Raw genomic sequence first — 12,577 nt, forward strand, 5'->3', positions numbered from 1 at the left:
GAGGCCGCATGAACTTGCCCGATGCTGATATCCCGGGCGATTTGGACTGGATGAAATGGCAGGCGTAGAGCAGATCAAGGTTGAAGCCGGTGAGGCGGGCATGCGGCTCGACCGCTGGTTCAAGACGCATTTTCCGGGGCTGGGCTTCGTGCAGTTGCAAAAGCTGTTGCGCTCGGGGCAGGTCCGCATCGATGGCGGTCGCGCCAAGGCCGATACGCGCATCGAGCCGGGGCAACTGATCCGCGTGCCGCCGCTCGGCGTCGACAAGAAGGGCGAGGGCCCGCTGACCGCGCGCACCATCCGCAACCAGGACGATGGCGACGTGCTGGCGCAGATGCTGCTCTATGAAGACCCGAAGGTATTCGTCTTCAACAAGCCGGCAGGCCTGGCCGTGCAAGGTGGCTCGGGGGTCTCGCGGCATGTCGACGACATGCTGGAAGCCTGGCGCAACCAGAAGGGCGAGAAGCCGCGTCTTGTCCATCGCCTGGACCGCGACACGTCCGGCGTTCTGGTTGTCGCGCGCACGCGCCTTGCCGCGATGAAGCTTGCCGAGGCGTTTCGCGGGCGCGACGCCAAGAAGACGTATTGGGCGCTGGTCAAGGGCGTTCCCAAGAAGCGCGAAGACAAGATTTCCACCTGGCTGATCAAGGAGGCGACGCCGGATGGCGACCGCGTGCGCGTTGCCCAGCATGGCGAGCGCGGCGCCGATCACGCCGTCTCCTATTACCGGGTCATCGAACAGGCGGCGCAAAGCCTGGCCTGGCTTGAGATGGAGCCGCACACCGGCCGCACGCATCAGCTGCGCGTTCACGCCGCCCATATCGGCTGCCCGATCATCGGCGATCCGAAATATTTCGAGGCCGACACCAATTGGGATTTTCCGGGCGGCATGCAGAACCGCCTGCATCTCCATGCACGCCGTATCCGCATTCCGCATCCCGACAAGGGGGTGATCGACGTCACCGCACCGCTGCCGCCGCATATGCGCCAGAGCTGGAACCTGCTCGGTTTCGATGAGGCGAGCGGCGAGAGCGAGGAATGAGCGTTACAGATACGCCGCAGCGGCGTGAGGCGATCGATGCCACCGCTGCGGCGATCATGATCTTCCTCACGGTCTCGTGGGGTCTGAACGGCGTTGCCGCCAAGTTCGCCAATATCGGCTTCAGCCCCGTGTTCCTGTCGATGGCGCGATCCGCCATCGGCGGCCTGATTGTCTATGCATGGTGCTGGTATCGGGGCGTGCGACTGTTCGAGCGCGACGGCACCTTGCCGGCCGGCATATTGGCCGGGCTCTTGTTCAGCGGCGAATTCCTGCTTGTGTTCATAGGGCTCCAGTACACGACGGTTGCGCGCAGCACGCTGCTTCTGAACGCCATGCCGTTCTGGGTGCTGGTCGGCGCGCATTTCCTGCTCGGCGAACGGATGACCCTGCAGAAATGGTTCGGCCTTGCGCTGGCCTTCGCAGGCGTGGTGGTGGTGTTTTCCGACAAGCTCAGCAGCCCCGGGCCGCAGGCGCTGACCGGCGATGTGATGGCCTTGCTTGCCGGCGGGTTCTGGGCGGCGACCACATTGGTGATCAGGTCTACCAAGCTTGCCAATGTGGGTTCGGAAAAGCTGCTGCTCTACCAACTCGTCGTGGCAACCGTGACGGCCATACCGCTCCTGCCGGTGGCCGGTCCCGTCTTCCGTGACATCACCTGGGTGCCGATCACGGCCGTTCTCTTTCAGGCTGTGTATGTGGTCGCCTTCACCTATATTGTATGGTTCTGGCTGTTGCGGCGCTATCCGGCCGCGGGGCTGTCCAGCTTCGCCTTCCTGACCCCCGCCTTCGGCGTTCTGTTCGGTGGCGCGCTGCTGGGAGAGCCGCTGGGACAGCGAATGTATCTGGCACTTGGGCTGATTGTCTGCGGCATCATTGTCGTCAACCGGCGCATCCGCCGCCCGCCAGTGTGAGGAAATTATGCGCGAAATTCTGAACGATCTCGAAACTTCCGATTTCCTGTCCGACCCCGATCCGGTGCGGCGGGCGCAAGGCCAGCTCAAGCGGCAATTGCCCAAGCGCTTCTACAAGGAAGTGACGGTCGCGCCGGTGGCCGAGGGCTTTGCCGTGCATCTGGACGGCAAGTCCGTGCGCACGCCTACCAGGGCGCTGCTCGTACTGCCGACCGCTGCTGCGGCACAGCTGGTGGCCGACGAGTTCGCGGCGCAGGAAGAGCACATCGACCCGATGACCATGCCGGTCACGCGGCTGGTCAACACCGCCATCGACGGTGTTGCTGCCGACCCGCAGGCGGTCCTGGAAGATATCCTGCGCTTCTCCTCGACCGATCTGCTGTGCTACCGGGCCGATAGTCCCGAAGGGCTGGTTGCGCGGCAGGCCGAGGCTTGGGATGGCGTTCTGGACTGGGCACGCGCCTCGCTTGGCGCGCGTTTCCAGCTTGCCGAGGGCGTCATGCATGTCGACCAGCCGCGCGAGGCGATCGGCGCCATCGGCATCCATCTCAGCCACCGGACCGAGCCGAACAGGCTCGCGGCGCTTCACCTGATGACGACGCTGACCGGGTCGGCGCTGCTGGCGATCGCAGTGGAGGCGGGCGAACTCGACGCCGAGACCGCCTGGGCGGCAGCTCACGTCGACGAGGACTGGCAGATCTCGCAGTGGGGCCAGGACTCCGAGGCGATCGCGCGGCGCAACAACCGCAAGCGCGACATGATGGCGGCGGTCAATCTGCTCGACGCGCTCTCGCAGCGCTGATTGGAGGCTCGGGGCGGCACGTCTGTTGTGCAGAATGTCCGCCCAAATGCCTGTATCTGCCTAATTTTTGTGCTTCGTCTTTAAGCCCGCGTCTCCGAAAGCCACGGAGACGCGGGCTTTTTCAATTGGCACGCAGCTTGCTTTTAGATCTGCGGACGGCCGCCAGGGGCCAATGCAGATGATGAGAGGTTCGCCATGACGAAGTACAAGCTCGAGTATATTTGGCTGGATGGATGTACGCCGACGCCCAATCTTCGCGGGAAGACGCAGGTCAAGGAATTTGCCGAGTTCCCGAAGCTGGAACAGCTTCCGCTCTGGGGTTTTGACGGCAGCTCCACCATGCAGGCCGAAGGCCGCAGCTCGGATTGCGTGCTGAAGCCTGTTGCGCTCTATCCCGATCCTGCCCGCACCAATGGCGTGCTGGTCATGTGCGAAGTGATGATGCCCGATGGCGTCACGCCGCATCCGTCCAACTCGCGCGCCACCGTCCTGGAAGACGACAACGCCTGGTTCGGTTTCGAGCAGGAATATTTCTTCTACAAGGACGGCCGTCCGCTCGGCTTCCCGGAGCAGGGCTATCCCGCCCCGCAGGGCCCGTATTACACCGGCGTCGGCTACAAGAATGTCGGCAACATCGCCCGCCAGCTCGTCGAGGAGCATCTCGACCTCTGCCTCGCCGCCGGCATCAACCATGAAGGCATCAACGCCGAAGTTGCCAAGGGCCAGTGGGAATTCCAGATTTTCGGCAAGGGCTCGAAGACGGCCGCCGACCAGATCTGGATCGCCCGCTACCTGCTGCTGCGCCTGACCGAGAAGCACTGCATCGACATCGAGTTCCACTGCAAGCCGCTGGGCGACACCGACTGGAACGGCTCGGGCATGCACTGCAACTTCTCGACCGCCCATATGCGCGAAGTGGGCGGCAAGGCGTATTTCGAGGCGCTGATGGCTGCCTTCGGGCGGAACATTGACGATCACATCGCCGTCTACGGCCCGGACAACCATCTGCGCCTGACCGGCAAGCACGAAACCGCGCCGTGGAACAAGTTCAGCTATGGCGTGGCCGATCGCGGCGCATCCATCCGCGTCCCGCACAGCTTCGTCAACAACGGCTATCGCGGCTACCTTGAGGATCGCCGCCCGAACTCCCAGGGCGACCCCTACCAGATCGCCTCGCAGGTGCTGAAGACGATCTCGGAAGTGCCGACCGTCGAGGAGAAGAAGGCGGCAGCCTAAGAATTAGGCAGGGGAACGCTGGAAAGGCCCGGAGGCAACTCCGGGCCTTTCTTTTTTGGGTCGCGATATCCAACGGAGCGTCGCCGCCGAACTGACCCTCCAATGAAAAAAGGCCCCGGATTGCTCCGGGGCCTTTTCTTTTGGGTTTCTCGGGGCTTAGACCGAGTAGTACATGTCGAACTCAACCGGATGCGGGGTCATTTCGAAGCGCATCACCTCGGCCATCTTCAGTTCGATGAAGCTGTCGATCTGGTCGTCGTCGAACACGCCGCCGGCCTTCAGGAAGCCGCGATCCTTGTCGAGGCTCTGCAGCGCTTCGCGCAAGCTGCCGCAGACGGTCGGGATCTTCTTCAGCTCCTTCGGCGGCAGGTCGTAGAGATCCTTGTCCATCGGCTGGCCGGGGTGGATCTTGTTCTTGATGCCGTCGAGGCCGGCCATCAGCAGGGCAGCGAAGGCCAGGTACGGGTTCGCGCCCGGATCGGGGAAGCGGATCTCGACGCGCTTGGCCTTCGGCGCGGAGCCGAACGGAATGCGGCAGGAGGCCGAGCGGTTGCGAGCCGAATAGGCGAGCAGCACCGGCGCCTCATAGCCCGGAACCAGACGCTTGTAGGAGTTGGTCAGCGGGTTGGTGAAGGCGTTGATGGCCTTGGCGTGCTTGATGACGCCGCCGATGAAGTAGAGGCAGTTTTCCGACAGGCCGGCATATTCATTGCCCGCGAAGGTCGGCTTGCCTTCCTTCCAGATCGACATGTGCACGTGCATGCCCGAGCCGTTGTCGCCGAAAACCGGCTTCGGCATGAAGGTCGCGGTCTTGCCATAGGCATTGGCAACCTGGTGCACGACATACTTGAAGAGCAGCATCTTGTCGGCGTTGCGAACCAGCGTGTCGAACTTGACGCCGAGCTCGTGCTGGGCTGCCGCCACTTCGTGGTGGTGCTTCTCGACGCGCACGCCCATTTCGGTCAGCACGGTGAGCATTTCCGAGCGCATATCCTGCGCGGCATCGATCGGCGGAACCGGGAAGTAGCCGCCCTTGACGCGCGGACGATGGCCGAGGTTGCCGGTCTCGTAGTCGGTGTCGTCGTTGGACGGCAGTTCGCTCGAGTCGAGCTTGAAGCCGGTGTTGTAGGGGTCGGCCTTGTACTTGACGTCGTCGAACACGAAGAACTCGGCTTCGGGGCCGACGAAGATCGTGTCGCCGATGCCCTCGGCCTTCATGTAGGCTTCGGCCTTCTTGGCGATGCCGCGCGGGTCGCGGTTGTAGGCTTCGCCCGAAACCGGATCGAGAATGTCGCACAGGATGACCATGGTCGACTGGGCAAAGAACGGATCCATGTGGACGGTGTCCGGATCCGGCATCAGCAGCATGTCGGACTCGTTGATCGCCTTCCAGCCGGCGATCGACGAGCCGTCGAACATGACGCCGTCGGCGAACATGTCTTCATCGACCTCGGCAATGTCCATGGTGACGTGCTGCAGCTTGCCCTTCGGGTCGGTGAAGCGCAGATCGACGAACTTTACGTCGTTGTCCTTGATCTGCCTGAGGATGTCTTTGGCTGTCGTCATATGTTTGATTTCCTGTGCAATGACGGTGAAACGGGAAAATCTCGTTTGGGGGGCTGACCCGTGGGCCTCAGATGGCGTCCAGGCCGGTTTCGCCGGTACGGATGCGCACCACTTCCTCGATGTTGGAGACAAAAATCTTGCCGTCGCCGATGCGCCCGGTCTGGGCCGCCTTGCGGATCGCCTCGATGGCCGCTTCGACGGCATCGTCGCCCAGCACCACCTCGATCTTCACCTTGGGGAGGAAGTCGACGACATATTCGGCGCCGCGATAGAGTTCGGTGTGGCCCTTTTGGCGGCCGAAACCCTTGGCTTCGGTAACGGTGATGCCCTGCAGACCGACTTCCTGAAGGGCTTCCTTCACTTCGTCGAGCTTGAACGGCTTGATGATCGCTTCGATCTTCTTCATTTGATTTTTCGGCCTCCGCTGGGAATGAACGGGTGCAGACCCCGGCTGTGCTTCTTTAAGCAGGAAGCGTGCCAGTCGCCAGTCTGCGCAAGGATTTTTCCTTCAGGCGGAAAAGAAAGCGAAATATTGCACTCCGGAGGCAATCTGTTCACTTTCGATGCAGGCCCCGCTGAAGGACGGCAGGCAAAATTCAATCGAAAGATGAAACTTTGTGCAAGTGGCCTAAAGATTAGGCAGATGTGCCAGAGCAGGCCGTCGGCCCTCAGTCGCCATTTTGGGCAAGGCCGCGATATGATAGTCATCATGCGTTCCGACCTCTTGGGATGACGTCTGGCATGTCGCATGAAATCCTGACCCCGAGCGAAATGGGCCGAGCCGACAAGCTCGCGATGCGGCGCGGGCCGTTCGACGGCTATGGGCTGATGTCGAATGCCGGCAGGCAGATCACCACGCTGATCCTGGCGCGCTATCCGGCGATGCTTTGCGCGCATGTGCTTTGCGGGCCTGGCAACAATGGCGGCGACGGCTATGTGGTCGCCCGCCTGCTGGTCAAGGCCGGTGTCGACGTGCATTTGTGGGAGGAGGGAGAACCTCGCGCAGGCAGCGATGCCGCGATTGCCGCTGCCGACTATCCGGTCGAGCCGCGCCCGCTTCAGGATTTCATGCCCGAGCCCGGCGATCTTGTCGTCGACGCGCTTTATGGCACCGGCCTTTCCAAGCCGCTGTCAGAAGCGGCCGCGCGCGCAGTGCGTGTTGCCAAGGAAACAGGCGTGCCCGTGGTGGCGGTCGATCTGCCGTCGGGCGTCTCAGGCGAGACCGGCCAGGTGCTCGGCAGCGCATTCGCCGCTGCCGTGACCGTCACATTCGCGCGCAAGAAACCCGGCCATCTCCTGGAACCCGGCCGGACGCTCTGCGGCGACATCGCTGTGGTCGACATCGGCATAAGCGATGCGGTCATCGCCGAGATTGGGCCGCGCTGCTTCGAAAACCTGCCCGACATCTGGCTGGAAAAGTTTCCGGTGCCGGCATCGGACACCTACAAATACCGTCGCGGCCATGTCGGCGTCTTTTCGGGCAGCCCAACGGCGACAGGAGCGGCAAGGCTTTCGGCGATGGCATCGGCGCGTGTCGGGGCAGGGGCGGTCACCGTGCTGTCGCCGACGCGCTCGCTGGCCGTCAACGGCGCGCATCTGACCTCCATCATGCTTCGCAAGGCCGATACGCTGGACGAGGTGCTGGGCTTTCTCGACGCGCGCAAGCCGCAGGCGCTGGTCTATGGGCCGGGGCTGGGGCCGGAGCAGGAGGTCGCCAATTTCCTGCTCGACCTGCTCGCCGAAGTCGATGGCGCGCCCGAAAGCCTTGTTCTGGACGCCGATGGACTGACTTCGGCTGCGTTCGAGCCCGAAGCGCTGTTTGCGGCTCTGCATGCGGAAGGGGCGCCGAAGGCGATCATGACGCCGCATGAAGGTGAATTCCGGCGTCTTTTCCGGGGTTTAGCCGACGATCCGAAACTATCGAAGGTGGAAAAGGCGCGTTCCGCTGCCGTCCGGGCGAGCGCCGTGATCGTCTACAAGGGGCCGGATACGGTGATTGCAGCACCCGACGGACGCGCCGCAATCAACAGCAACGGCACACCCTTGCTGGCGACCGCGGGCTCTGGAGACGTGCTGTCCGGTCTCTGCGCCGGGCTCCTGGCACAGAGCATGCCGCCCTTCGAAGCGGCCTGCGCGGGGGTGTGGATCCATAGTGAGGCCGCGCGACACTTCGGCCCGGGCCTCATCGCCGAAGACCTGCCGCCGGCGCTACGGCCGGTCCTCGGCGATCTTTTCGCGCGCAAGGGTTGGGCGGGATAGAGCCGGCGCGCCCAAAACTTCGTCATCCTCGGGCCGCTCCAACTTCGTCATCCTCGGGCTTGACCCGAGGATCCATGCCGGTCGGCCAAAACCGCTGCGGCGGCGCAACAGCCGCACCGATCGGAACCCGGTCTGTGGATTTGCCGAACCTCTGGCGCGAACCGCTTGATATCATTCGTTTCGAATGAAAATCGCCGCCTCTTTCATCCCCCACATCTCGGCTTCGCACATAATGCTCGCATCGGCCTCACCGGGAACACGAGTCATGAACCGGATGAGCGTGGAGGGCGACGATGTCCGGGCTGGTGGCGCTAACGGTGGCGCTGCTGGGTGATGAACCCCCAAGTCCGGGCCCAGGGTGTGGCTGGCCGCGCGAATGCGGAGGCGAACAAACCCAGGCAAGCGCATCGAACGGGCGGTCCAAGGGCCGCAAGATTTACCTAAACGAGCGCGTCCGACGACCGCCCGTCTTCCCAGGTTCTTTGACAATGGCCAGACGCAAGAGCGGGCGTGGCAACGAATAGGTGCGTCCTTCGAGGCTCGCTACGCTCGCACCTCGGGATGAGGGGTGAGGAATGGTGCGCGGAGCGCACGAAAAGCCAACGATTTGGCTTTTCGAATGACGAACGCCCGGAGCCATAGCGGAGGGCCGGCTCGGCGACCCCATCAACTCAGGAGAGAGGTGGGCGCAGACAGAAGCCCTCATGGTGAGGTGCGAGGTTCGAGCGAAGCGAGAGGCGAGCCTCGAACCACGAGGACGGGGGAGGTGAAGCGCCTCGCGCCGCCAGCCTACCCGGCGGCCAATTCGCCGCGAGCCTTGGCGGCGGCGATCTGGCGGATGGCGTCGGCCAGCGTGTCGCTGTCCTGCGCGCCCATCACCGCATACTTGCCTTCGAACAGAAAGCATGGAACGCCGGTGATGCCCATGCGCGAAGCGGTGGCGACCTCGCTGGCGACGGCCTCGCTGTCGGCATCGGTGGCAAGCATTGCCGCCACCACCGGCGCGTCCATGCCAGCTTCGCTGGCGGCTTCAATCAGCACCGCATGGTCGCCGATATTTTTGCCTTCCTCGAAATAGAGTTGGAAGAGCCGGCGCGCGAGCCTGCCCTGCACCTCGGAGCCATTGGCGCTGGCCCAGCGCAGCACGCGATGGGCGTCGAGCGTGTTGGGCGAGACGGTGATGGCGCCGAAGTCGAAAGCGATGCCTTCGGCCGCCCCCAGCTCCTTGATCCTGCTGTGGATCTCGCGCAGGCGATCGGCGCTGCCGAACTTGGCCAGCATGTATTGCTGCCGGTCCTTGCCTTCGGGCGGAATGGTCGGATCGAGCTGGTACGGCCGCCAATTAATCTCGACATTCACCTCCGGCACAGCCGCCACCGCCTTGTCGAGCCGCCTCTGGCCGATGAAGCACCAGGGGCACACGACATCCGAGACGACGTCGACGGTGAGGGACTGCTGGGACGCGCTCATGGCGAGGAACCTTCCTGCCGGTCAGTCCGGCTTGTGCCACCAGGTGGGAAGTTGATACCCGAATATAGGTGTCCGGTCCGGGTGCGCCATATAGTTCCAATAGGCGACGAATTTCCGGTTGTCGTACTGCATCGGGACCATGTAGGCGCTGGAGATCAGCAGCCGGTCGAGCGCTCGCACAGCCGCAACGTAGGAATCCTTGTCGCGCGCATTGAGCAATGCCTCGATCATGGCGTCGATCGCCGGATCGGACGCGCCGGCCAGGTTGAACGATCCCTCGGCATTGGCGGATTCCGAGCCCCAGCGTCCGAGCAGCTCGATGCCGGGCGACAGCGACCCGACGAAACCGCTCGTGCCGATCAGCATGTCGAAATCGAAGCGCTGCTTGCGCATCTGGATTTGGTCCCCTTCGAGCGCGCGGATGGTGACCGCAATGCCGATCTTGGCCAGCGTGCGCTGGTAAAGAGCGGCCAGCCGCTCATCGCTTTGCGAGGCGGTGAGGATCTCGAAGCTGAATGGCACGCCGTGCGGATCGAGCAGCCGGCCGTCTTCGATGTGGTAGCCGGCACTCTTCAGGAGATCGAGCGCGGCCTTGAGTTCGGTGCGGTCGCGGCCGGAACCGTCGGTCTCGGGGGGCTGGTAAGTGCCGTCCATCACCTCCGGCAACACCTTGCCGGGGAAGGGCGCCAAAAGCTTCCGCTCCTCCTCGCTGGCCGGGCGACCGAGCGCGGAGAGTTCCGAATTCTGCCAGTAGCTTGCCGTGCGCTTGAACTGTCCGTCGAACAGATTCTTGTTCGCCCATTCGAAATCGTAGAGCAGGGCGAGGGCGCGACGGACGCGGGGGTCGGCAAACTTCGGCAGCCGCGTGTTGAACAGGAAACCCTGGACGATGGGCGGAAGACCGTTCTCGAAGGTCTCGGTCACCACCTTGCCTTCGCGCATGGCCGGGAAGTCCAGATCGCGCTCGCGCTTGACCGGGTCCGGCTCCTCGTAGAGCGAACACAGCCCCTTCTTGAAGGCCTCGAAGAGGGAGTTCGCGTTGAGGAAATACTCGATGGTGATGCGGTCGAAATTGTCGTAGCCGCGCTTGGTGGGCAGGTCCTTCGCCCAGTAATCGGGATTGCGCTGGAAAACGATGCGCTGCCCTGGTTCGACCTTTTCGACGCGATAGGGTCCGCTGCCGACCAGCGGCTTGAGCGTCGTCTGGTCGAAGGTTTCTTTGTCGAACGCGTGCTTGGGGATGATCGGCGTCATTGCGATGATGAGCGGAAATTCGCGGTCGGCGTTCTCGTTGAAGGTGAAGCGCACGCTGCGGTCGCCGGTCTTCTCGAGCTTGGCGATTTTCTTCATGCGGTCGCTATAGGGTGGCCGCCCTTTGGCGGTGAAGACGTCGTAGGTGAAGAGCACGTCGTCGGCGGTCACCGGCTCGCCATCCGACCATTTGGCATTCGGATTGAGATGGAACTCCACGACCTTGCGATCGGGCGAGATGTCGAGCGAATCGGCGAGCAGGCCGTAGAGCGAGAAAGCCTCGTCGGCGCTTCGCTGCATCAGGGGCTCGAACACCAGGTTGCCGTAGATGGTGTCGATCATGCCGCGCGCGGTGGTGCGCAGGCTTTTCAGGATGAACGGGTTGAGATTGTCGAAGCTGCCGACAACGCAATAGGTGACGCTGCCGCCCTTGGGCGCATCGGGATTCACATAGGGAAAATTGCGGAAATCGTCCTTGAGCGCTGGTTCACCCTGCATGGCGATCGAATGCAACGGCTCGGACAGGCCAGCGCTAACGGTTCCAAACAGCATGGTCGCCCCGGTGCAGAGCGAAAGGAATGTACGGCTTATCACCAGCCTCCTCGACATAAGCAACTTCGATTTGATTCGTATTTGAATCTATCATGACGGCGGTATTATGAGCTTAGTTGAGGCTTCCCCCAATAATCACAGTGGACGGGGCTGGATTCGCGCCTCGGGGCGGTGTAACACGCCGGCAAAAGTCATGCTGTTGCCTCAATTGCCAAACAGGTAGCGTGGCAACGGCACCGCGAGCCGGTCCCGGAATCATTTGAGAGGATTGAGATAGATGACGAGCCTGAAAACCGACACTGCCCGTCTTTCGGTCATGGCCGCAGGCGTGGTCGGCGTGCTCGCCGCTGGTTTTGCGTCGGCGCCGGCTGCAGCTCAGCAAATTCCGCAGGGCTGGTTCAAGGCCTGCTCGAAGCAGGAAGACGTGGACATCTGCAACGTGCAGAACATCTCCACCGCCGCTTCCGGTCAGCTCGTCACCGGCATCAGCCTGATCGAGCTCAAGGGCAAGATCAACCGCAAGGTCTTCCAGGTCACCGTCCCGACCGGCCGCCTCGTTCCTCCGGGCATCGGTCTGCAGATTGATGGCGGCAAGGCGCAGAAGCTCGACTACGTGATCTGCTTCCCTGACCGTTGCGTTGCCGAAGCTCCGATGACCGACCAGCTCATCGCCACGTTCAAGAAGGGCTCGGAGCTGACGCTGACCTCCGTGAACTTCCAGAACCAGCAGAACCCGGTCAAGGTTTCGCTGCAGGGCTTCACCGGCGTGTTCGACGGCCCGGCCATGCAGCAGTCGGACCTCGAGGAGCGCCAGAAGAAGCTCCAGGAGTTCGTCTCCAAGAACAACGAGGACTTCGCCAAGAAGCTCAAGGAAGAGCAGGACAAGGCCAAGACGGCCAACTGATCTTCAAGCCAGATACATGAAAAAGCGGGGTTTTAGCCCCGCTTTTTTGTTGCCTCAAAGGCTGATGCCGATTTCAGTGGCGCGCCTGGCGCTTGGGTGCATAGCTGCCGTCGGCGGCCTTGTCGAAGAACTCGCGCAGCTGCGGATGCCGGATCGGATCTCCGGACTGGTCGGCGAGCAGGTTCTGCTCCGACACATAGGCGATGTATTCCGTCTCGTCGTTCTCGGCGAGCAGATGGTAGAAGGGCTGGTCCTTGCGTGGGCGAACCTCCGCTGGAATCGCCTCGTACCATTCGTCGGTATTGTTGAACTCGGGATCGACGTCGAAAATGACGCCCCTGAAGGGGAACAAGCGGTGTCGTACCACTTGGCCGATCGCAAACTTTGCCGTCTTTTGTTCAGTCACGTCTGCAAATTCCCGTAGCCCGGCGAGCGCCGGACGTTCCTGACCTCGAACCGTCGAGGCTTGCTGCTCGAAAGTTATTTGGCGCAGCGTTTGCAGCAATTCAATCCCGATCCGCTCGAGGCGTTCGGAAACAAGGGTTTAGCCCGTTGAATCATAGGCGAGGGATATTGTCTCGCGA

At 62.6% G+C, this 12,577-nt stretch carries 11 protein-coding genes; 6 read left to right on the forward strand and 5 right to left on the reverse strand.

Annotation, left to right across the window (positions count from 1 at the left end; all coding sequences use genetic code 11):
• Positions 1–55 precede the first annotated feature (55 nt).
• The 4 genes from M2281_RS28375 (at position 56) to M2281_RS28390 (ending at position 3,991) form a co-directional block, all read left to right on the forward strand.
• Complete coding sequence (locus M2281_RS28375; protein WP_280824561.1) at positions 56–1,042, forward strand: RluA family pseudouridine synthase; 987 nt, start codon at positions 56–58, stop codon at positions 1,040–1,042.
• The gene (locus tag M2281_RS28380) at positions 1,039–1,953 is read left to right on the forward strand and encodes a DMT family transporter (RefSeq protein ID WP_280824562.1); all 915 of its coding nucleotides are present in this window, start codon (positions 1,039–1,041) and stop codon (positions 1,951–1,953) included. The genes M2281_RS28375 and M2281_RS28380 overlap by 4 nt, the downstream gene beginning before the upstream one ends.
• 7 nt (positions 1,954–1,960) lie before the next feature.
• Complete coding sequence (locus M2281_RS28385; RefSeq protein WP_280824563.1) at positions 1,961–2,755, forward strand: ATP12 family chaperone protein; 795 nt, start codon at positions 1,961–1,963, stop codon at positions 2,753–2,755.
• A gap of 195 nt (positions 2,756–2,950) precedes the next feature.
• The gene (locus M2281_RS28390; protein WP_280824564.1) at positions 2,951–3,991 is read left to right on the forward strand and encodes a glutamine synthetase beta-grasp domain-containing protein; all 1,041 of its coding nucleotides are present in this window, start codon (positions 2,951–2,953) and stop codon (positions 3,989–3,991) included.
• Positions 3,992–4,147: 156 nt separating this feature from the next.
• Here M2281_RS28390 and glnA read toward each other — a convergent pair whose 3' ends face one another.
• Both glnA and M2281_RS28400 read right to left on the reverse strand, forming a co-directional pair.
• Positions 4,148–5,557 (reverse strand): type I glutamate--ammonia ligase, encoded by a 1,410-nt coding sequence (gene glnA, locus M2281_RS28395; protein WP_280824565.1) that lies wholly within the window; start codon positions 5,555–5,557, stop codon positions 4,148–4,150.
• Between the two features lie 67 nt (positions 5,558–5,624).
• A complete protein-coding gene (locus M2281_RS28400; protein ID WP_106722506.1) occupies positions 5,625–5,963 on the reverse strand; it encodes a P-II family nitrogen regulator in 339 nt (112 codons plus the stop codon).
• A gap of 335 nt (positions 5,964–6,298) precedes the next feature.
• On the opposite strand from M2281_RS28400, the gene M2281_RS28405 reads away from it, so the two are divergent.
• Complete coding sequence (locus tag M2281_RS28405) at positions 6,299–7,816, forward strand: NAD(P)H-hydrate dehydratase (protein WP_280824566.1); 1,518 nt, start codon at positions 6,299–6,301, stop codon at positions 7,814–7,816.
• A 789-nt stretch (positions 7,817–8,605) separates the two neighbouring features.
• On the opposite strand, the gene M2281_RS28410 is transcribed toward M2281_RS28405, so the two are convergent.
• Positions 8,606–9,286 (reverse strand): DsbA family oxidoreductase, encoded by a 681-nt coding sequence (locus tag M2281_RS28410; protein WP_280824567.1) that lies wholly within the window; start codon positions 9,284–9,286, stop codon positions 8,606–8,608.
• Between the two features lie 21 nt (positions 9,287–9,307).
• Positions 9,308–11,089: an extracellular solute-binding protein gene (locus M2281_RS28415; protein ID WP_280824617.1), complete on the reverse strand. Its 1,782-nt coding sequence runs from the start codon at positions 11,087–11,089 to the stop codon at positions 9,308–9,310.
• A gap of 277 nt (positions 11,090–11,366) precedes the next feature.
• Here M2281_RS28415 and M2281_RS28420 point away from each other — a divergent pair, with 277 nt between their 5' ends.
• Positions 11,367–11,993 carry an invasion associated locus B family protein gene (locus M2281_RS28420; protein WP_280824568.1) on the forward strand — a complete coding sequence of 209 codons (627 nt, stop codon included), beginning with the start codon at positions 11,367–11,369 and terminating at the stop codon, positions 11,991–11,993.
• Positions 11,994–12,066: 73 nt separating this feature from the next.
• Here the strand turns inward: M2281_RS28420 and hspQ are convergent, their stop codons facing one another.
• Positions 12,067–12,399 carry a heat shock protein HspQ gene (gene hspQ / locus M2281_RS28425; RefSeq protein ID WP_280824569.1) on the reverse strand — a complete coding sequence of 111 codons (333 nt, stop codon included), beginning with the start codon at positions 12,397–12,399 and terminating at the stop codon, positions 12,067–12,069.
• Positions 12,400–12,577: the final 178 nt, after the last annotated feature.

The sequence above is a fragment of the Pseudaminobacter soli (ex Li et al. 2025) genome (genome assembly GCF_029892515.1).
In the GTDB taxonomy this organism is placed as follows: Bacteria; Pseudomonadota; Alphaproteobacteria; order Rhizobiales; family Rhizobiaceae; genus Pseudaminobacter; species Pseudaminobacter soli_A.